Source organism: Rhizobium sp. R635 (assembly GCF_002211285.1).
GTDB lineage: Bacteria > Pseudomonadota > Alphaproteobacteria > Rhizobiales > Rhizobiaceae > Rhizobium.
Map to the genome: position 1 here is coordinate 90,598 of NZ_LOKX01000006.1, position 18,433 is coordinate 109,030.

The 18,433-nt window shown below is 62.0% G+C and carries 17 protein-coding genes and 1 pseudogene; 9 read left to right on the forward strand and 9 right to left on the reverse strand.

Going from position 1 to position 18,433, the window contains the following annotated elements:
* Nucleotides 1–63 precede the first annotated feature (63 nt).
* Nucleotides 64–957, reverse strand: coding sequence for a LysR family transcriptional regulator (locus ATY78_RS07265; protein ID WP_088681670.1), 894 nt, complete (start codon nucleotides 955–957; stop codon nucleotides 64–66).
* 529 nt (nucleotides 958–1,486) lie between these two features.
* Between ATY78_RS07265 and odc2 the strand changes: the two genes are divergently transcribed.
* The 5 genes from odc2 to ATY78_RS07290 all read left to right on the forward strand — a co-directional run bounded on the left by odc2 (nucleotide 1,487) and on the right by ATY78_RS07290 (nucleotide 6,942).
* Nucleotides 1,487–2,620: an ornithine/lysine decarboxylase gene (odc2, locus tag ATY78_RS07270; protein ID WP_088681671.1), complete on the forward strand. Its 1,134-nt coding sequence runs from the start codon at nucleotides 1,487–1,489 to the stop codon at nucleotides 2,618–2,620.
* Nucleotides 2,621–2,714: 94 nt separating this feature from the next.
* Nucleotides 2,715–3,305: an N-acetyltransferase gene (locus ATY78_RS07275; RefSeq protein WP_088681672.1), complete on the forward strand. Its 591-nt coding sequence runs from the start codon at nucleotides 2,715–2,717 to the stop codon at nucleotides 3,303–3,305.
* A gap of 213 nt (nucleotides 3,306–3,518) precedes the next feature.
* Nucleotides 3,519–4,544: a serine hydrolase gene (locus tag ATY78_RS07280; protein WP_088681673.1), complete on the forward strand. Its 1,026-nt coding sequence runs from the start codon at nucleotides 3,519–3,521 to the stop codon at nucleotides 4,542–4,544.
* Between the two features lie 121 nt (nucleotides 4,545–4,665).
* Entirely contained in the window at nucleotides 4,666–5,820 is a 1,155-nt protein-coding gene (locus tag ATY78_RS07285) for a GGDEF domain-containing protein (protein ID WP_088681674.1), read from the forward strand.
* 144 nt (nucleotides 5,821–5,964) lie between these two features.
* Entirely contained in the window at nucleotides 5,965–6,942 is a 978-nt protein-coding gene (locus ATY78_RS07290; RefSeq protein WP_088681675.1) for a phosphodiester glycosidase family protein, read from the forward strand.
* A 96-nt stretch (nucleotides 6,943–7,038) separates the two neighbouring features.
* Here ATY78_RS07290 and cysE read toward each other — a convergent pair whose 3' ends face one another.
* The 5 genes and pseudogenes from cysE to ATY78_RS07315 form a co-directional block, all read right to left on the reverse strand.
* Nucleotides 7,039–7,857, reverse strand: coding sequence for a serine O-acetyltransferase (gene cysE / locus ATY78_RS07295; RefSeq protein WP_088681676.1), 819 nt, complete (start codon nucleotides 7,855–7,857; stop codon nucleotides 7,039–7,041).
* An 87-nt stretch (nucleotides 7,858–7,944) separates the two neighbouring features.
* Nucleotides 7,945–8,040 (reverse strand): annotated as a pseudogene (locus ATY78_RS07300) (GNAT family N-acetyltransferase); the annotation flags it as partial.
* Nucleotides 8,041–8,089: 49 nt separating this feature from the next.
* Nucleotides 8,090–9,079, reverse strand: a complete 990-nt coding sequence (locus ATY78_RS07305; RefSeq protein ID WP_088681677.1) for a WD40 repeat domain-containing protein — start codon at nucleotides 9,077–9,079, stop codon at nucleotides 8,090–8,092.
* Nucleotides 9,079–10,179: a GTP-binding protein gene (locus ATY78_RS07310; protein ID WP_088681678.1), complete on the reverse strand. Its 1,101-nt coding sequence runs from the start codon at nucleotides 10,177–10,179 to the stop codon at nucleotides 9,079–9,081. Before ATY78_RS07310 ends, ATY78_RS07305 begins: the two co-directional genes overlap by 1 nt.
* Nucleotides 10,180–10,325: 146 nt before the next feature.
* Entirely contained in the window at nucleotides 10,326–11,108 is a 783-nt protein-coding gene (locus ATY78_RS07315) for a creatininase family protein (protein WP_088681679.1), read from the reverse strand.
* Nucleotides 11,109–11,193: 85 nt separating this feature from the next.
* Here ATY78_RS07315 and ATY78_RS07320 point away from each other — a divergent pair, with 85 nt between their 5' ends.
* From ATY78_RS07320 to ATY78_RS07330, 3 genes are all read left to right on the forward strand, one after another.
* Nucleotides 11,194–11,706, forward strand: a complete 513-nt coding sequence (locus tag ATY78_RS07320) for a MarR family transcriptional regulator (RefSeq protein WP_088681680.1) — start codon at nucleotides 11,194–11,196, stop codon at nucleotides 11,704–11,706.
* Between the two features lie 120 nt (nucleotides 11,707–11,826).
* Nucleotides 11,827–12,849 carry a LacI family DNA-binding transcriptional regulator gene (locus ATY78_RS07325; RefSeq protein WP_088681681.1) on the forward strand — a complete coding sequence of 341 codons (1,023 nt, stop codon included), beginning with the start codon at nucleotides 11,827–11,829 and terminating at the stop codon, nucleotides 12,847–12,849.
* Nucleotides 12,850–12,878: 29 nt separating this feature from the next.
* Nucleotides 12,879–13,835 carry a 2-hydroxyacid dehydrogenase gene (locus ATY78_RS07330; protein WP_088681682.1) on the forward strand — a complete coding sequence of 319 codons (957 nt, stop codon included), beginning with the start codon at nucleotides 12,879–12,881 and terminating at the stop codon, nucleotides 13,833–13,835.
* A 36-nt stretch (nucleotides 13,836–13,871) separates the two neighbouring features.
* On the opposite strand, the gene ATY78_RS07335 is transcribed toward ATY78_RS07330, so the two are convergent.
* Nucleotides 13,872–14,651 (reverse strand): gamma-glutamyl-gamma-aminobutyrate hydrolase family protein, encoded by a 780-nt coding sequence (locus ATY78_RS07335; RefSeq protein WP_088681683.1) that lies wholly within the window; start codon nucleotides 14,649–14,651, stop codon nucleotides 13,872–13,874.
* A gap of 292 nt (nucleotides 14,652–14,943) precedes the next feature.
* Between ATY78_RS07335 and ATY78_RS07340 the strand changes: the two genes are divergently transcribed.
* Nucleotides 14,944–16,050 (forward strand): TRAP transporter substrate-binding protein, encoded by a 1,107-nt coding sequence (locus tag ATY78_RS07340; RefSeq protein ID WP_088681684.1) that lies wholly within the window; start codon nucleotides 14,944–14,946, stop codon nucleotides 16,048–16,050.
* Nucleotides 16,051–16,153: 103 nt separating this feature from the next.
* On the opposite strand, the gene ATY78_RS07345 is transcribed toward ATY78_RS07340, so the two are convergent.
* Together ATY78_RS07345 and ATY78_RS07350 are read right to left on the reverse strand one after the other, a co-directional pair.
* The gene (locus ATY78_RS07345) at nucleotides 16,154–17,644 is read right to left on the reverse strand and encodes a TRAP transporter large permease subunit (protein ID WP_088681685.1); all 1,491 of its coding nucleotides are present in this window, start codon (nucleotides 17,642–17,644) and stop codon (nucleotides 16,154–16,156) included.
* 21 nt (nucleotides 17,645–17,665) lie between these two features.
* The gene (locus ATY78_RS07350) at nucleotides 17,666–18,205 is read right to left on the reverse strand and encodes a TRAP transporter small permease subunit (protein ID WP_088681686.1); all 540 of its coding nucleotides are present in this window, start codon (nucleotides 18,203–18,205) and stop codon (nucleotides 17,666–17,668) included.
* Nucleotides 18,206–18,433: the final 228 nt, after the last annotated feature.

The following is an 18,433-nucleotide window of genomic DNA, read 5'->3' on the forward strand; positions in this document are numbered from 1 at the left end:
GACTTCTCGCCAGAAAATGGGACGGAATTGGGACCGGATTCCGTCGCTCCCGCAAGCGCCGCCCTAAGGATGCTTCTTGAACCAGTTGTGCAGGTAATCGACGAAGATCCTCACCTTGGCCGGCAGGTAGCGCCGGTGCGGATAAACGGCATAGATGCCGCGATCGGTCGGGATGTAGTCGTTGAACAGCGTCACCAGTTCGCCGCTCTCGATCGACTTGCGCGCGATGAAGTCCGGAACGAGGGCGATGCCGATGCCGGCGAGTGCTGCGCGTAATGTCGCATGCGGGCTGTTGACCTCCATCGGCCCGGAAACGGTGACCGCGAAGGTGGTGTTATCGGGATTGTAGAAACGGATGCTCGCCTGGGTGCGGGAATTTGTGTCGACGATGAAGGGGACGTTGGAAATATCGCTGGGATGCTCGAGATCGGGATGGCGCTCGAGGAATTCGGGAGTGGCGCAGATGTGAACGCGGAAATCGGAGATCTTGCGGGCGATCATGCCGGAATCCTCGAGCTTGGTGATGCGGATCGCCACGTCGAAGCCCTCCTCGATCAGATCGACGAAGCGATCGTCGGCCGCGATCTCCAGCGAAAGGTCGGGGTTCTCCCTGGCAAAATCGATCAGCGACTGGCCGACGTCGGCATCGACGAAGGTGCGCGGCACCGAGACGCGAAGGCGCCCTTTCAGCTGTGCATTGTTCTCGCGCACGAGATCGGCGAGATTGTCGATTTCCTTCAGTATGTCGGAAGCAGTGCGATAATAGGTATGGCCGGCCTCCGTCATGGAGAACTGCCGGGTGGTGCGGTTGAGCAGCAAGGCGCCGAGCTCATCTTCCAATTCGCGCACATATTTGGAAAGCAGCGCCTTCGAGCGGCCGGTGCGGCGCGCCGCGGCGGAAAAGCCCTCAGCCTCGACGACATCGATGAAGGCGCGTATGCGGGTCAAGGTGTCCATGAAATCCTCACGGCTGTTTTGGAATGTTGAACAAATCGGGCCGTTTTGTTCAATTATTTTTTTGACCCCAAGATCAAAAAAACGCTTGATTATGAAGGCGAATATTCTTATTTCCCACTCAGCCCAAAGTCGCACGTGCCCATGGGTGTCCGCCGAACCCTCGAATTGGTGAGGAAATCGGTAAGGTACCTGGAATTAACCCCTCCAGTCGCTATTCCGGCCAACCGGAAAATGCGAGGACGCCTGAAGCAACGACGGTGCGGGCCTTTTTGTTCTCTCCCTGCTTTCCATCAGCGGGGGTTACTGAAGAGGCACACCATCATTGCCGGAAGTGCGGTTGGGATTCTCCCTCCAATCCATGGCAGACAAAGCCGAACTTACACCGCGTCCGCGGCGTTGGTTCACTATCCGCGCATCGAGCGCTTGCTATGGTTCCGGGGTCTCCACCGGCTGGTTCCAAGGCGAGTTCTCGTATGCCCTTTGTCCTCCGGTTGACGCCGGAGCTCTGGAACTGGAAGAGGGAACTGATATGACCACCCAGCGCATCCGCGACTTTCTCGCAACCCGACGTCCCGACGGTCCCTGCCTCGTGGTCGACCTCGATGTCATCAGAGATAATTTCCACGCCTTCCGTCACGCCATGCCGGACAGCGCCATCTACTACGCCGTCAAGGCCAACCCGGCTCCGGAAGTGCTGAAGCTGCTCGCGGGCCTCGGCTCCAATTTCGATTGCGCATCCGTTGCCGAAATCGAAATGGCGCTCGAAGCCGGTGCGACCGCTGCCCGCATTTCCTACGGTAACACGATCAAGAAGGAGCGTGATGTCGCTCGCGCGCATGCGCTCGGCGTCAGCCTCTTTGCGGTCGACAGCCACGAGGAAGTCGAGAAGATCTCGCGCGCCGCTCCCGGCGCCCGCGTCTTCTGCCGCGTGCTCACCGATGGCGAAGGCGCCGAATGGCCGCTGTCGCGCAAGTTCGGCTGCGTTCCGCAGATGGCCGTCGACGTTCTCGTCTACGCTCATCAGCTCGGCCTGCAGTCCTACGGCGTCTCGTTCCATGTCGGTTCGCAGATGACCAAGGTCGATGCCTGGGATTCGGCGCTCGCCGATGCCAAGCGCGTCTTCGTATCGCTTGCCAAGCAGGGCATCCACCTGCAGATGGTCAACATGGGCGGCGGCTTCCCGACCAAGTACCTGCGCGACGTTCCGTCCGCGGAAGCTTACGGCAAGTCGATCTACCAGGCGCTGCGCACGCATTTCGGCAACCAGATCCCGCAGACAATCATCGAGCCGGGCCGCGGCATGGTCGGCAATGCCGGCGTCATCAAGGCTGAGGTCGTGCTGATCTCGAAGAAGTCGGACAATGACGATGCGCGCTGGGTTTTCCTCGACATCGGCAAGTTCGGCGGTCTCGCCGAGACGATGGACGAAGCCATCCGCTATCCGATCCGCACGGAGCATGACGGCGACGAGATGGAGCCCTGCGTCATTGCCGGCCCGACCTGCGATTCGGCCGACGTGCTCTACGAGAAGAACCTCTATCCGCTGCCGATCTCCCTTTCGATCGGCGACGAGGTTCTGATCGAGGGCACCGGCGCCTATACGACGACCTATTCGGCGGTTGCGTTCAACGGTTTCGAACCGCTGAAGGCCTACGTCATCTAAGGTCGTTTCCGCCGGCCCCGTAACCAGCCGGGGCGGCAACTTCACAATTTTCCTTCATCGCCGCTGATAACGGTATTGGGTACGGGAGGCCAAGATGGCCGCTGTTCTTGATTCTGTCCGCGCATTTTTTGCGCCCACCACCTTCACCATCGATGCCGAAAATCCTTCGGACGTCGTTGCCCGCGAAAACCTGCTCGACCGCGTCATGGGTCCGGGCCGCCGGAAGAAGTCGTCCGAGAAGATCCGCCGCAACCGCGTTCCGGCCGAGGGTCTTGCGCTCGTCGCGCGTGATCGCGACGGCCATCTCATCGGCTCGGTGCGGCTCTGGAACATCGAGGCCGGCGTCAATGCGGAGGGCACGCCGATCAACGCGCTGCTGCTCGGCCCGCTCGCCGTCGATTCCCGTCACGGCGGCAAGGGCATCGGCTCTGCGCTGATGCGGGCGGCGATCCTCGAAGCGAAGAACCGCGGACATGGCGCCGTCCTGCTCGTCGGCGATGCAGCCTATTACGAGCGTTTCGGGTTCTTTGCCGAAAAGGCTCGTCACCTTGTCATGCCGGGTCCGTTCGAACGCTCGCGCTTTCTCGCGCTCGAGCTCACGGAAGGTTGGCTTGACGGCGCGGCCGGCATGATCGTCCCTTCGGGGCGCATGCTGGCCAGCGCGGCGGTTCGCCGCGCAGCTTGATGCTGCGCGCCTGCCGGGCGGGTGGGAAATCTTCCCCCCGGCCGGCAATATCCGCGCCGCTGATCATGCAGGCAGGCGGGCCTGCCGTGGTTGCGGCGCGGATTGCCATCCATGCCAAAGCGTGAGCCGTGATCGGCTCACCAGCAGACACAATCGCGTGAAAAGTGCTGCCGGCACGCGCACATATCGCGGCGATATCCTATCTTGCGCCGCATGATCCGCCTTATCCCATGTCTCTTTTTCCTGTGCCTGTCGCTTGTCGCAACGGGCCCGGCGTCGGCCCAGAGCACGGCGTCCGCCGCTCGGCTTGGTCCGCGCCTCGACCAGGCGGCGAGCGATCCGGCGCTGCGGCCGCTCAAGACGGTGATCGTGGCCCGTGACGGACGCGTGCTTGCCGAACGCGGCTTCCGGGGTCATTCCCCGTCGGAATCGACCAATATCAAATCCGCTTCGAAATCGATCATTTCGGCGCTTGTCGGCATTGCGATCGGCAAAGGACTGCTGGATGGGCCGGACCAGAAGATCGCACCGATCCTGAAGGCCGATCTTCCCTCATCGCCCGATGCGCGCCTCAACGACATCACCATCGGCAACCTCCTCTCGATGCAGACAGGGCTCGGCCGCATGTCGGGGGCGAACTACGGCCGCTGGGTCTCCTCGCGTAACTGGGTGCGCTTTGCGCTCTCGCAGCCCTTCGTCGATCAGCCCGGCGGGGAGATGCTCTATTCCACCGCGTCCACGCATCTGCTTTCGGCCATTCTGACCAAGGTCAGCGGCCGGTCGACCCTGGCGCTCGCCCGCGAATGGCTCGGCCCGGTCGAGGGTTTCCGCATCGGCGCATGGGAGCGCGACCCGCAGGGGATCTATCTCGGCGGCAACCAGATGGCGATGAGCGCCCGCTCCCTGCTTGCCTTCGGCGAGCTCTATCGCAATGGCGGGCGCACGGCGGACGGAGTGCAGGTGGTGCCTGCCGACTGGATCGTGCAATCGTGGCAACACCGAACCAATTCACGCTTCTCCGGCGACGAATATGGCTATGGCTGGTTCACGCGTGAGATCGGTGGCGAGCGGGTGCATTTCGCCTGGGGTTATGGCGGGCAGATGCTCTACATCGTGCCGTCGCTCGATCTGACTGTCGTCATGACCTCGGAAGAGAGTGGCCCCTCGGCCCGAAACGGCTATCGGGACCTGCTGCACGGTCTGCTGGCTGATATCATCGGCACGGTGCGGGCCGCTTGATTCCAGCGCCGCGCCGTTTCAGACGCGCAAAATCCGGCGATCGTTCAATTTTTAACGAAGGCTCCAATCAAACCGCAAAATGCTTGCTGTAGGTTCCGCAACCAGAACCTCGGAAAGCCCCATGCTGCTGGATCTCAGGACGATCTATTTCATTGTTGCCGTGAGCTGCTTCGTGCTGGGCATTCTCCAGCTTGCAGCCTATGCAACTGGCCGCTTCGAGAGGTGGCCGCTTTGGTGGGGCTTGAGCAACCTCTTCGTCGGCGTCGGCTCCTTCCTCGTCGCGCTGCGCAATTTCGTTCCCTACGCGGTCTCGGTCGACGGCGGTAATGTCGTGACCATCGCAGGCTATATGCTGATGTTTTTTGCCGTGCGCATCTTTTCAGGACGGGTTCTCGACCAGCGCATTTTCTGGCTTGCCATCTTTCTCGTCAGCGTTCCCGTCCTGCTGATCGTCAGCGATCCCTCGGCGGTCTCGGCAAGGCTTCTTTACGTCTCCGTCATCTGCTGCTTCTGCGATCTTGCCGTCGCACGGGAGGCGATGAGCATCGTCCGCCGCGAGAAGCTCTATTCAGCCGGTCTGCTCGTCGGCCTCTATGTCTGCACCGCCATGATCTTTGCGGTCCGCAGCATTCTTGCGGCGACCGGTGACATCGGCGGCCCGGATCCCTTCGGCGGCAGTGCGGTTCATAGCTGGATGGCGGTGTCGGCGGTCGCTTTCGTCATGCTGCGCAGTATGGCCATGGTGCTGATGGCGGCCGAGCGCAGCCGAAATCAGCTGATGGAACTCGCTCATCACGATCCGCTGACCGGCGCGCTCAATCGGGGCGGTCTTGCCCAGCACGTGCCCGCTTTCGTTTCTCAGCCGATATCGCTGCTGATCATCGACATCGACCATTTCAAGCAGCTGAACGACAGGCATGGCCACGCTGCCGGCGACGAGATCCTGCGGCTCTTCGCCGACGTTTCGAGAGGCATCATGCGCTCAGGCGATCTGCTCGCCCGGCAAGGCGGGGACGAATTCCTGGCGGTGCTGAAAAATGTCTCCCGGGAAGATGCGGTGGCGATTGCCGAGCGCCTCCGTCTCGACTTCGCCGCCGCCGTCATGCAGCGGCCGGATCTCGCCGTCTTCCCGACGCTGAGCGTCGGGGTCGCCGCACGGGAAAGCGGCGGAGAGTTCGAACGGCTCGTGCACAAGGCCGATGAGGCGCTTTATCGCTCGAAGCGCGAAGGGCGCAATCGGGTTGAAGCCTTCGGAGAAAATCAGCAGGCTGCCTAAGGGCCGTACTTATCGGCGAAGCCTCAGGGGCCGCCGTTGATGTATTTGGACGTCGTAGAAAAGCCTCACTTGAAATCGCATTTGCGCAGGGCGAACGCACCGCGTCGCATACTGAACCTAACTATTTGCTTATAGAGAATTTTGATGTCGGTAATTCGCAAGCTCCTATTCGGGCTGGCCGCAGCTTTGGTCGTTATGATTGTTGTCGGTGCCGGTTGGCTTTGGCAGGTCGCCGGCGTTTATGGGTTCAACACGATATTGCGCCGTGGCGGAACCTACTGGATCACCGTGAAGCCTGACGATGAGCGGCTGTCGGCCTCGATGCAACTGGCGCTGAAGAGCCCAGTCCCGGCCGCGCAGCCGGGGGCGCTGGTCTGGCAAGAACCTGAGGTTGGCTTCGAGGTGGCGGAGCTGCCGGTGCTTGCCGATGGTCGCGAAGTCGATCGCATTTTCGTCAGCAGGATCGATCCCACGCGCTTCCGCTTCGTCGTCCACAATGCGCACAGGGGCGATAGGGGCATTGACGAATGGGAGCATGCCTTGCCCCAGGCCGTGCTGATCGTCAACGGCAGCTACTACGACATGCATGGCCGGCCCGACACGCCCTTCATCAGTGAGGGTGTAGCGATGGGTCCCCAGCAGTATGATGCGAAGGCCGGCGCCTTCGTCGCGGACGCTGCCTCCGCCGACATCCGTGACCTGACCCATCAAGATTGGGGAAGCGCCTTTGCCGGGGCGACCAATGCGATGGTTTCTTATCCGCTCCTGATCGGCGACGATGGTCAGACTCATGTGAATGTGAAAAGCCGCTGGCTGGCCAATCGAACCTTTGTCGCTAGGGATGGCTCAGGTCGCATCGTGATCGGCACGACGAAGGAGGCGTTCTTTTCTCTCGATCGGTTGGCGGAATTTTTGAAGGCGTCGCCGCTGGATCTCAAGGTAGCCCTTAACCTCGACGGCGGACCCCTCGCGCACCGTAGCGTCCGGCTGAACGGGTATAGCCAGAAATTTCATGCGCGATGGGAGGCGCAGGTCGAGGATGACAACGTCAAATTGCTACGTTGGCCGATTCCTGAGGCCACTTGGGCCATGCCGATGGTTTTGACGGTCGAGCGGAGATAGTTTGAGGTCGAAGCCGCAAGTCGAATACTTGTCGTCTCCGCCGACATTCGAGATCCGTCGTCACATCGCAATCGATCATCGATCGGAGGATTGGCTCTAAATATTCTGATCCATCGTCTCGGCCGGGATCTCATCGCCGCGGTGGATGCGCACGACAGTGGCCGGAACGCCGGCGACCGTGCAATGTTCGGGAACCGGCTTCAGCACGACACTGCCGGCGGCGATTTTGCTGAAGGCGCCGATTTCGATATTGCCGAGGATCTTGGCGCCGGCGCCGATCATGACGCCGTGGCGGATTTTCGGATGACGGTCGCCCGTTTCTTTGCCGGTACCGCCGAGCGTGACGTTCTGCAGGATCGATACTTCGTCCTCGATCACAGCCGTTTCGCCGATAACGATGCCCGAGCCATGGTCGAGCATGATGGAAGCGCCGATCCGTGCTGCCGGATGGATATCCGGACCGAAGACCAGCGAGGCGAGATTGGCGAGCCAGGTGGCAATCTCCGGGCGGCCGGCGCTCCAGAGCGCATGGGCGATGCGATGTGTCTGCAGCGCATGAAAGCCCTTGAGGTTTAGAAGCGCGTGCAGAAATGTCGTGCAGGCCGGGTCGCGCTCGCGCACGGCGGCGAGATCGGCCTCGACTTTCCGCATGATATCGTCATCAAGCGTGGACAGGATGAGATCGAACAGATCGCCCGCTTCAACGTGCGCCACCGAGAGCCGCGCGGCCAGCACACGGGCAAGAATTTCACGGCTGCCGGCCGCGTCCGTCACCTGCTCGGCAAGCAGCCGCTGCAATATCGGCTCGCGCGCCGCAAGCTCGCCCGCCTCGGCGCGGATCACGGCCCAGACGGATACGCCGCCCAAGGACTGCGGCTGTTGCTCGGCCAGACCGAGGCCGGTCGATTTCGGCATTGACGTTTCCTCTGTCAGTCACCGCTCAGCGGTCGCTGCGTGGGTTTCATGTTTCGCCCGGCCAAGGCATTTGGCAAGCCCGATCTTCTAGCCGGGCGGTTTCAGGCTGAGCGTCGGTTTGGGAAGACGGCGCCAATGATAGAGCACGTCGGGCTCTCTTTCCTCGTTGCCGGCGCCGAGCGTTACGAGTTCGGGTTCCGTCAAGGCGCCATCCATTGCCGACAACGCGGCCTCAAGCCGAAATGTCGACGACACCGCAATCGCCGGCTTCCGAGGCGAAGGCAAGCAGCTTGCCGTCCTTGCTCCAGCTCATCGCGGTGATCGCGCCCTTGCCGGGGCGGCGCAGCAGCGCTTCCTTGTTGTCGGCAACGCGCACGGCGAGGATCATGCCGTCGATGAAGCCGATGGCGAGGATATCCTCCAGCGGATGGAACTTCACCGAGGTCGCCATGACGTTGGCGCGGGTGCCGAGCTCCAACGGCGCCTTGCCCATCGGACCGTCCTTGCCCTGGAACGGCCAGACGATGGCAGCCGGCGCGCCCGAGGAGGCGAGCCATTTGCCCTTGACCGACCAGGAGAGGGATTTCACCTTGGAGGGATAGCCGGTCATGCGCATGTGCCGGGCTTCCGCGCCGGGTTTGCTGTCGAGTTTCCAGCCATGCAGGGCGTTTTCCTGCATCGAGGTGACGAGGAAATTGCCATCGGGCGAGAAGGTGACGGCCGTATGCGCGCCCTTCCATTCGAGATCGACCGGTTTGGCGCTCATGCCGACCCAATGCAGCGACACGCCGTTGTAACGGGCAGCCGCGATGCGCAGACCCTTCGGCGCGAAGGCAAGGCCTTCGACGGTGCGCTCCTCCGGGAATTCCTTGGTCGTGCCGTCGGCAAGGCGCACGAGCGAACTCTTGCCGTAGGAATAGGCGATGGCGCCCTGCGGGCCGGCCGCGACCTGCGAGATCCATTTGCGCGGGGCGGTCGCGAGCTCGCTGACGCTGCCATCGGCTGTAATGCGCAGGACCTTGCCGTCTTCACCGCCCGAGATCAGGCTTTCGCTGTAGGGATCGCGGATCGCGGTGAGCATGCCCTGATGGGCTTCTGAAACCCTCTCGCCGCCGTCCAGCCGGTGAAACGTGCCGTTGGCGCTTGCGAAGAAGGGAACATCACCTAAAAATTCGACGGCCAGAACGTGGCCGTCGAGATCAAGCGGTGCAACTGTCGGCATCAGGCGGCTGCCTCGCAGGCCTTGAAGGAAGACTCGAGCTTTTCACGGTCGAGATCGCGGCCGATGAAGACGAGACGGCTTTCATGCTTCTCGCCGTCCTTCCACGGACGCTGGTGATCGCCCTCGATGATCATGTGCACGCCCTGGACGACGTAACGCTGAGGGTCGTCCTTGAAGGCGATGATGCCCTTGAGGCGAAGAATGTTCGGGCCCTGCACCTGGGTGACCTTCTGAATCCACGGAAAGAAGCGCTCCGGGTTCATCTCGCCGCCGCGCAGCGACACCGACTGCACCGTCACATCATGGATCGCCGACATCGCGCCATGATGATGGTCGTGCCCATGATGATCGTGATCATGGCCATGATGGTGGTGGTCGTGATCATGATCGTGGTGATGATGATCGCAATCCGGACCGCAGACGTGGTCGTCATGGCCGTGTTCCAGGAAATGCGGATCGTTTTCGAGCGCGCGCTCCAGGTTGAAGGCGCCCTGATCGAGCACGCGGGCGAGATCGACGCCGGAGCGGCTGGTCTTGTAGACGCGGGCGGCCGGGTTGATGGCGCGGACGATGTCTTCGATCACGTCAAGTTCGTCCGGGGTTACGAGGTCGCTCTTGTTGATGACGACGACGTCGGCGAAGGCGATCTGGTCTTCGGCCTCGCGGCTGTCCTTCAGGCGCAGCGGCAGGTGCTTGGCGTCGACGAGGGCGATGACGGCGTCGAGCTCGGTCTTGGCGCGCACGTCGTCGTCCATGAAGAAAGTCTGAGCGACCGGCACGGGATCGGCAAGGCCCGTGGTCTCGACGATGATGCCGTCGAAACGGCCGGGGCGGCGCATCAGGCCTTCGACGACGCGGATCAGGTCGCCGCGCACCGTGCAACAGACGCAGCCGTTGTTCATCTCGTAGATCTCCTCGTCGGACTCGACGATCAGATCGTTGTCGATGCCGATTTCGCCGAACTCGTTGACGATGACCGCATATTTCTTACCGTGGTTTTCGGAGAGGATGCGGTTGAGCAGCGTCGTCTTGCCGGCGCCGAGATAACCGGTGAGCACGGTGACGGGAATGGGCTTCTGTGTGGAGATCGCGTCGGTCATGAGAACCTCTAGGATTAGGCGTGCGGCCGAACGGCTGGGGATCGGCTGCTTGAACGGTTGGTCTCATATAATGGCATGGGCACGGCAGTTCAAAGGATTTTATATGTTATAAGATCACGTCGCCGCCCGATACAGATGATCCCTCCTCAACGGAGCGCGCTGACGTCGAAGGCATCGACATCCTCCAGCAATTCCACCAGTCCCTTCACCGCATGCGCAATCAGCGCCTCGCCCTTTTCAGCCGTTGCGGCCGCGGCATTGCCTGCGACGCCCGATCCATTGAGATCGGACATTTGCCAACCGAAGGCGTGCGGACCGTAGGCGCGCAGGTGCTTGAAGCGAGCGGCGAATTCCGTCTGCCGCGAGGGAAAATCCTTTGCCTTCGCCATATCGACCTTATCAGGATGAAGCGCCAGCATCACCGAGGTCTCGATATCGCCGCCATGGATGCCGATCGCCTTTTCTTCCGGCGCGATCACGCCATCGGGCAACCCGAAGCGGGTCCAGCTCGTCGCCACCGCCAGCATGGCAAAGCGGACCCGCGCCTCGGTCGCGACGATCGTCATCAGAGGCGAATTGCCGCCATGGGCGTTCAGCATCACGAATTTGCGGGTCCCCTGCTTCGCCAGCCCTTCGGCGACGGCGAGCCAGCGGTTGACCGCTTCGTCGAAGGCGAGCGTCTTCGTTCCTTCAACATCCATATGCTCTATGGAGTAGCCGACCGATTCGGCGGGCAGAAAGGTGACGGCGAGGCCGGCGGGCAGGGCCGCCTTCAATCGCCCGGCGATGCCTTCGGCAATCAGAGTGTCGGTCTCGAAGGGCAGGTGAGGGCCGTGCTGCTCATGGGCGCCGAGCGGCAGCACGGCGATCGGGTGACGCCGGTGAGGGGCCGGGTCGCGGCCCTCGAAGCGGGGCGAAGGCGTCATCATCCTGTGGTTGCCTCTTGTTTATGACGAGATCCTGGGCAATGTCATATCGCAGCGGCGCCAGGGCTTAAAGATCAAAGGGATGGCTATGGGAAAGAAGCACAAGGACGGCAAGAAGAACAAGTCCAAGAAGAAGGACCAGACCGAGTATACGCTCGTCGACCTTTCTCCGGCGCTGACCCAGGCGGCTCGTTCCATGCGCACGGTGCTTTCGCGCAACCTGCTGGAAAGCGGGCTTTATGCCGGCCAGGACGGCGTCATCCTCTCGCTTGCCGAAAGCGACGGCATGACGGCCGGCGGCCTCGCCCAGAAGCTCGGCGTCAAGGCGCCGACGATGACGCGCACCATCGGCCGCATGGAGGCGCAGGGTTTCCTGGAGCGCAAGCCCGATGCCGAGGATGCGCGCCTCACCAAGGTCTACCTCACCCCGCTTGGCCGTGACAGCGTGGAGGCGATCGAGATGGCGGCTTCCGCCTGCGACAGGCTGGCGACGCTGGAATTTTCCGAAAAGGAAATCCGCAATCTCGTCCGGCTGCTGAAGGCGATCGATGCCAATCTGCAGGCCGAAGCCCTTCATATCGAAGAACCGGACGAAGACTGAAATTTCTCCTGAAAGACGAATTGCTTCCGCCGGTTAAATCTTTTAATTAAACATTTTAAGGGACCGTGCCGGTTTGCCGGTGCGGTCTTGCTGTCTTGCGTGCTGCCTGGAGGAGGACACGTGGCCCAGAAGATCAAGCTTTCGACAATCGCCGAAACGCTCGGCATTTCAACGGCGACCGTATCGCTCGCCTTACGCGACAGTCCGCTCGTTGCCGGCAATACGCGGGAGAAGATCAAGGAGCAGGCGCGCGCGCTCGGCTATATCTACAATCGCCGCGCCGCCAGCCTTCGCACCTCGCGTTCCGGCATCATCGGCGTCGTCGTGCACGACATCATGAACCCCTTCTACGGCGAGATCCTGAAAGCGATCGAAAGCGAGCTCGATCGCAGCCGCCACACCTTCATCCTGTCCAACCATTACGACAACGTCGAGAAGCAGCGCACCTTCATCGAGACGCTTCTGCAGCTCGGCGGCGACGGCGTCATCATGTCGCCGGCGATCGGCACGCCGCCTGAGGACGTGCAGCTGGCGGAAGAAAACGGTATGCCCGCGATCCTGGTCGCCCGCTCGATGGAAGGGCAGGACCTGCCGACCTATCGCGGCGACGACAGTTACGGCATTTCGCTTGCCACCAACCACCTGATCGGCCTCGGCCATCGCTCGATCGCCATGATCGGCGGCACGGACCAGACATCCACCGGCCGCGACCGTTACCAGGGCTATGTCAATGCGCTGCGCAAGGCGGGCATCGAGGTCGATCCGAACCTGCGCATTCCCGGCCCGCGCTCGAAACAGGGCGGGTTCGAGGCCGCGGTGCATTTCCTCTCGCTGCCGCAGAAGCCGACGGCGGCCGTCTGCTGGAACGATCTCGTCGCGATTGGGTTGATGAACGGTATTGCGCGCGCCGGCCTGGTGCCGGGCCGAGACATTTCCGTCACCGGTTATGACGATCTTGAGGAGGCCTCGATCGCCACCCCGGCGCTGACGACCGTCTGGAACGGCCAGACCGAGGTCGGCCGCCTGGCCGCCCGCGCGCTGCTCGATCGTCTTGCCGGCAGCCATGAGCCCGACGGCATGCATCTCATCAAGCCGGAAATGCGCATTCGCCAGTCCACCAGTCCCCATCGCCCCCGCGACTGAACCAAGACCGTCACCCAAGAGGAAAAGCCATGTCCCGCATCGCCATTCTCGTTCCCGGGAAGATACACGATCGTGTTCTCGAAAGGCTGAAGGATCGTTTTGAGATTGTCGCCGTCCCACGCGGGGAAAGGCTTGCTCTCGACGGCGAGACCGCCGGCCGCATTCGCGGCGTCGCGGTCTCCGGCGCTTTTCCCGGCACCTGGATGGACCAGCTGCCGAATGTCGAGGTGATCGCCAGCTTCGGCGTCGGTTACGACGGCATGGATGTGAAGCGTGCCGCCGAAAAGGGCATCATCGTCACCAATACGCCTGATGTTCTGAACGACGAGGTCGCCGACACGACGATCGGCCTGCTCTTGAACACGATCCGCGAGTTGCCGCGGGCCGAAGCCTGGCTGCGTGACGGCAATTGGAAGCCCGGCGCGGCCTATCCGCTGTCACGCTTCTCGCTCAAGGGCCGCCATGTCGGGCTCTACGGCCTCGGCCGCATCGGGCTCGAAATCGCCAAGCGGCTGGAGCCGTTCAAGGTGAAGATCAGCTACCACACCCGATCGCGCCATGCGGACGTATCCTACGACTATTACCCGACACTGAAGGGACTGGCGGAAGCGGTGGATACGCTGATCGCCATCGTTCCGAAGACGCCGCAGACGCATAAGACGATCAATGCCGATATTCTGGCCGCCCTCGGTTCGGACGGTATTCTCGTCAATGTCGGCCGTGGCTGGACGGTGGACGAGGAGGCGCTCGGCGCTGCGCTGGCATCCGGCGCGCTCGGGGCAGCGGGTCTCGACGTCTTTTACGAGGAGCCGATCGTGCCGGCCGATTTGCTTGCGGCCGAGAATGCCGTGCTGCTGCCGCATGTCGCCTCGGCGTCGGTGCCGACGCGCAATGCCATGGCGGATCTCGTCGCCGACAATCTGATCGCCTGGTTCGAGAAGGGGTCGGCGCTGACGCCGGTGCCGGAGACGCCGCAGAAGGCTTAGAGCGCTACGCGTCCTTTCGGCCGCACGAAGGACGCGCTAGGCGGTCGCCTGCGCCGAAACCGTCGGCAGCTTGCCGGCGGCATAGGTGCGAACGGCATCGCCGAAGGCGGCGAAGAGCTGGTTCGAGGGCTTGTCGGTTTCGGCCCAGTATTCCGGATGCCATTGCACGCCGACGGCAAAGGCCTTGGCATCGACGACGGAGACCGCTTCGACCGTGCCGTCTTCGGCGATGGCTTCCACCTGCAGGCGGGGCGCCGTCCTGGCGATCGCCTGGCGATGGAGCGAATTCACGCGGACTTCACCCGGGCCGAGAATGCCTGCAATGCAGGAGCCCTCCTTGATGTGGACAGTCTGGCGAATGGCGTACATGCCGTCGCGGTCGACGCCGTCCGGCCGGCGGTGATCCCACATGCCGGGCTGTTCCTGTATCTCGCTTGCGAGCGAACCGCCGAGAGCGACGTTCAGTTCCTGGATGCCGCGGCAAATGGCAAGCAGAGGGATGGCGCGCTCGATGGCGCGGCGGATGAGCGGCAGGCTGGTGGCGTCGCGGGCGGGGTCGAAGGGGCCATCCCTTTCGGTGGCCTCGGCGCCGTAGAGGGAGGGATGCACGTTGCTGGCCGAGCCGGAAACCAGAAGGCCGTCGACGCGGTCGAGGATCGCGTCGGTGTCGTAACCTTCCTCGAAGGCTGGAATGATGAAGGCCGTGACGCCGGCCGCATTCAACGCGGCACGGAGATATTGATGCTGCACGGCATGCCAGGTGGCGCCGTCGAAGCTGCGGATATCGGCGGGGATGGCAACGATCGGTTTCGTCATGTTCGGCCCGGTGAAAGCTTTCTGTTTGCCGTTTTGCCGTCAGAACGGCCGGCAAGTCAACGCTTGGCCGTATCCGATGGCCAAATTGCGGCGGAAGCGGTTTGGGCGCCCGCCCGATCTGCCGCTAAGCTGCTGATTTTGATTGATGTGCTCGGCTTGTCTTATTGTCGTCTTGATGCCAAAGGCTAATAGACTAAAGCTTGAATCGCGGCCTTCGCCATGCTTAGCTCTGCCCTCGCTGCGGGTAGGGGTGAAGATCACCGCGCAGTGCCATCTATATGGGAGGTTTTTGATGGATCGTCGTTCGTTTTTCAAGAAGGCGGGGACCGCCGGCGCCGGAGCGGTTGCCGCAACGGCATTGGCAGCGCCTGCGATCGCGCAGGAAAATCCGAAGATCGCATGGCGCATGACGTCGTCGTTTCCGAAGAGCCTGGACACGATCTATGGCGGCGCCGAGGACATATCGAAACATGTCGCCGCCGCTACCGACGGCAATTTCACGATCCAGCCTTTCGCAGCCGGTGAAATCGTGCCCGGCCTGCAGGCCGTGGATGCGGTAGCCGCCGGCACGGTCGAGGCAGCGCACACCACGTCCTATTATTTCGTCGGCAAGGACCCGGCCTATGCCTTCGGAACGGCCATTCCCTTCGGGCTGAATAGCCGCCTGACCAATGCCTGGTTCTTCGAGGGCAACGGCAACAAGCTGATGAACGAGTTCTACGCCACCCAGGGCATGTATGCCCTGCCGGCCGGCAATACCGGGGCGCAGATGGGCGGCTGGTTCCGTAAGGAAATCAACACGCTCGACGATCTGAAGGGCGTCAAGATGCGCATCGCCGGCCTTGCCGGACGCATCATGGAGAAGGTCGGCGTCGTCCCGCAGCAGATCGCCGGCGGCGACATCTATCCGGCGCTCGAAAAGGGCACGATCGATGCGGCTGAATTCGTCGGCCCCTATGACGACCTGAAGCTCGGCTTCCATAAAGTGGCGAAATACTACTATTACCCGGGCTGGTGGGAAGGTGGCCCGACGGTGCACGCCTTCTTCAATCTCGAAAAATGGAGCAACCTGCCGAAGCACTATCAGGCAGCGCTCACCGACGCCTGCGCCTTCGCCAACACCAACATGCTGGCGAAATACGACATGAAGAACCCGACGGCGCTGAAGCAGCTGGTTGCCGAAGGCGCGACTCTGCGTCCGTTCAGCCAGGAGATCATGGAAGCCTGCTTCCAGGCGGCGACCGGCATCTACGGCGAAATCTCCGCCACGAACCAGTATTTCAAGAAGATCTACGAGGACCAGACCGCCTTCAAGCGGGATGCGTATCTCTGGATGCAGCTTTCGGAATACACCTTCGATACGTTCATGATGATCCAGCAGCGGGCCGGCAAGCTCTAAGCTTTTCGCCAGCGTTCAATTTCGGCTGATGAAAAACCCCCGAAGTTGGGTGTCCAACTTTCGGGGGTCAGTTCATTTCGGTCCGGGGGTTTTCTTTTCCGCGCTATTTGCCGGGCGCCGGCGTTGTTCCTGGCAGGCCGTTCAGCGGCGGCAGGGTGAGGCCCGGGATCTGCGGCGAGCCGTTGCCGCCACCCACCGGCGGCAGGCCGAGCTGACCGCCGAAGCCGGGGACTTCGATCTTGATCGTGTTCGGGTCCACCTTCGGGCCGCGGTCCAGCCAGTAGGTGACCGATTGCGGCCAGAAGATCACGATCGCGACGAGAATGAGCTGCATGCCGACCCAGGGGAGCGCGCCCATGTAGATATCCGAGGTCTTGACCTCCTTGCCGGCGATCGAGCGCAGGTAGAAGAGCGCGAAGCCGAAGGGCGGATGCATGAAGCTCGTCTGCATGTTGACGCAGATCAGCACGCCAAACCAGATCAGGTCGATGCCGAGGCTGGAGGCGACCGGGGCCAGCATCGGTATGACGATGAAGGCGATCTCGAAGAAATCGAGGAAGAAGGCGAGCACGAAAATGAAGATGTTGACGAAGATCAGAAAGCCGACCGGGCCGCCGGGAATCCCCGAGAGCATGTGCTCGATCCAGCGCGACCCATCCATGCCCTGGAAGACCAGGCTGAAACAGGTGGAGCCGATCAGGATCATCACCACCATCGATGTGATGTGCGTGGTCGAGGTCATCGCCTCGCGGATCAGCGGCCAGGTGAGGCGGCGGTTCAAGGCTGCCAGCGCCATGGCGCCGACGACGCCGAGCGCGCCTGCTTCCGTCGGCGTGGCAAGGCCCATGAAGATCGTGCCGAGCACGAGGAAGATCAGCACGATCGAGGGCACCATGCCCATCAGCACCTTTGCCAGCAGCGCCCAGTTGAAGTCGCCGCGCACCTCTTTCGGCAGCGGCGGCATCGATTTCGGCCGGATGACCGACATCACCAGGATGAAGAGCACGAAGATCGTCACCTGCAGGATCGAGGGGCCGATCGCGCCGAGATACATGTCGCCGACCGAGCGGCCGAGCTGGTCGGCGAGAACGACGAGCACGAGGGAGGGCGGGATCACCTGGGTGATCGTGCCCGAGGCGGCGATGACGCCGGTGGCAAGGCGCGGGCTGTAGCCGTAGCGCAGCATGATCGGCAGCGAGATCACCCCCATGGTGATGACGGAGGCGGCCACCGTGCCGGTGATCGCGCCGAGGACGGCGCCGACGAGGATGACGGCATAGGCCAGGCCGCCGGGAATGCCGCCGAAGAGCTTGCCGGTGCCTTCGAGCAGATCCTCGGCAAGCCCGCAGCGCTCCAACACCGCGCCCATGAAGGTGAAGAAGGGGATGGCGAGCAGCAGGTCGTTGGAAAGGATGCCGAAGAAGCGCAGCGGCAAATTGTGCACGAAGGCTTCGCTGAAATGGCCGGTGACGATGCCGATGATGCCGAAGAACAGGCCGACCGCGGCGAGCGAAAAGGCGACCGGAAAGCCATAGAGCATGAAGACGACCATGCCCAGGAACATCGCCGGCGGGATGATACCGAAGTCAAACAAATCCGTTCCTCCCGGTCCGCTTTACTGCAGCGGCTTTTCGTATGTGGTGTTGATGCTGATGCGGCCGGTGAGCGCTGCGATCCGCTTGATGAGCTCGGAAACGCCCTGGAGAGAAAGCAGTGCGAAACCGGCGACGAGGATCAGCTTAACGGGCCAGCGGATCAATCCGCCGGCATTGCCCGATATTTCCCCCTGCCGATAGGAGAGCGCAAAGAAGGGCCAGCAGACCCAGGTTAGGAAAATGCAGGTGGGAATGAGGAAGAGGAGGAGCCCGAAGATGTCGATCCAGATCTTTGCCCTGTCGGAAGCCGCGCCATAGATCAGATCGACCCGGACATGCTCGTTGTTGTTCAGCGCATGCGAAGCGCCGAGCATGACGATGAAGGCGAAGAGATACCATTGGATCTCGAGCCAGCCGTTCGAACTGTAATTGAAGGCATAGCGGACGATGGCGTTTCCGGCGCTGATCAGACAGCAGAACAGGACCATATATTCGGAAAATTTGCCCATGATCCGACTGATCGAGTCGATCAACCGGCTGACTGCCAGAAGTGCCGACATTCGCTCCCCTTTGTTTTTATCCTGCCGGTTTTCCGGCAGTTTTCCTTCTTTGCAATCGATGTAGACCACAGCCTTTGAAATTGGAAGGATAAATGCCTCCCGTTGGAGTATAGTCTTAGCCGAGACGGCCGGATCGCGCGATCAGCGGATATTTGGACAACCCAGGCGTGGATAAATTATTTCAGTAATCTCGCCGAAAGGATGCATTATCTCGCGCAGGATGTGGTG

Coding starts and splice junctions, on each gene's coding strand:
- ATY78_RS07285 (WP_088681674.1), top strand. CDS start 4,666: ATGCTGCTGGATCTCAGGACGATCTATTTCATTGTTGCCGTGAGCTGC.
- ATY78_RS07275 (WP_088681672.1), top strand. CDS start 2,715: ATGGCCGCTGTTCTTGATTCTGTCCGCGCATTTTTTGCGCCCACCACC.
- ATY78_RS07265 (WP_088681670.1), bottom strand. CDS start 957: ATGGACACCTTGACCCGCATACGCGCCTTCATCGATGTCGTCGAGGCT.
- ATY78_RS07280 (WP_088681673.1), top strand. CDS start 3,519: ATGATCCGCCTTATCCCATGTCTCTTTTTCCTGTGCCTGTCGCTTGTC.
- ATY78_RS07330 (WP_088681682.1), top strand. CDS start 12,879: ATGTCCCGCATCGCCATTCTCGTTCCCGGGAAGATACACGATCGTGTT.
- ATY78_RS07335 (WP_088681683.1), bottom strand. CDS start 14,651: ATGACGAAACCGATCGTTGCCATCCCCGCCGATATCCGCAGCTTCGAC.
- odc2 (WP_088681671.1), top strand. CDS start 1,487: ATGACCACCCAGCGCATCCGCGACTTTCTCGCAACCCGACGTCCCGAC.
- ATY78_RS07315 (WP_088681679.1), bottom strand. CDS start 11,108: ATGATGACGCCTTCGCCCCGCTTCGAGGGCCGCGACCCGGCCCCTCAC.
- ATY78_RS07340 (WP_088681684.1), top strand. CDS start 14,944: ATGGATCGTCGTTCGTTTTTCAAGAAGGCGGGGACCGCCGGCGCCGGA.
- ATY78_RS07350 (WP_088681686.1), bottom strand. CDS start 18,205: ATGTCGGCACTTCTGGCAGTCAGCCGGTTGATCGACTCGATCAGTCGG.
- ATY78_RS07320 (WP_088681680.1), top strand. CDS start 11,194: ATGGGAAAGAAGCACAAGGACGGCAAGAAGAACAAGTCCAAGAAGAAG.
- cysE (WP_088681676.1), bottom strand. CDS start 7,857: ATGCCGAAATCGACCGGCCTCGGTCTGGCCGAGCAACAGCCGCAGTCC.
- ATY78_RS07290 (WP_088681675.1), top strand. CDS start 5,965: ATGTCGGTAATTCGCAAGCTCCTATTCGGGCTGGCCGCAGCTTTGGTC.
- ATY78_RS07305 (WP_088681677.1), bottom strand. CDS start 9,079: ATGCCGACAGTTGCACCGCTTGATCTCGACGGCCACGTTCTGGCCGTC.
- ATY78_RS07310 (WP_088681678.1), bottom strand. CDS start 10,179: ATGACCGACGCGATCTCCACACAGAAGCCCATTCCCGTCACCGTGCTC.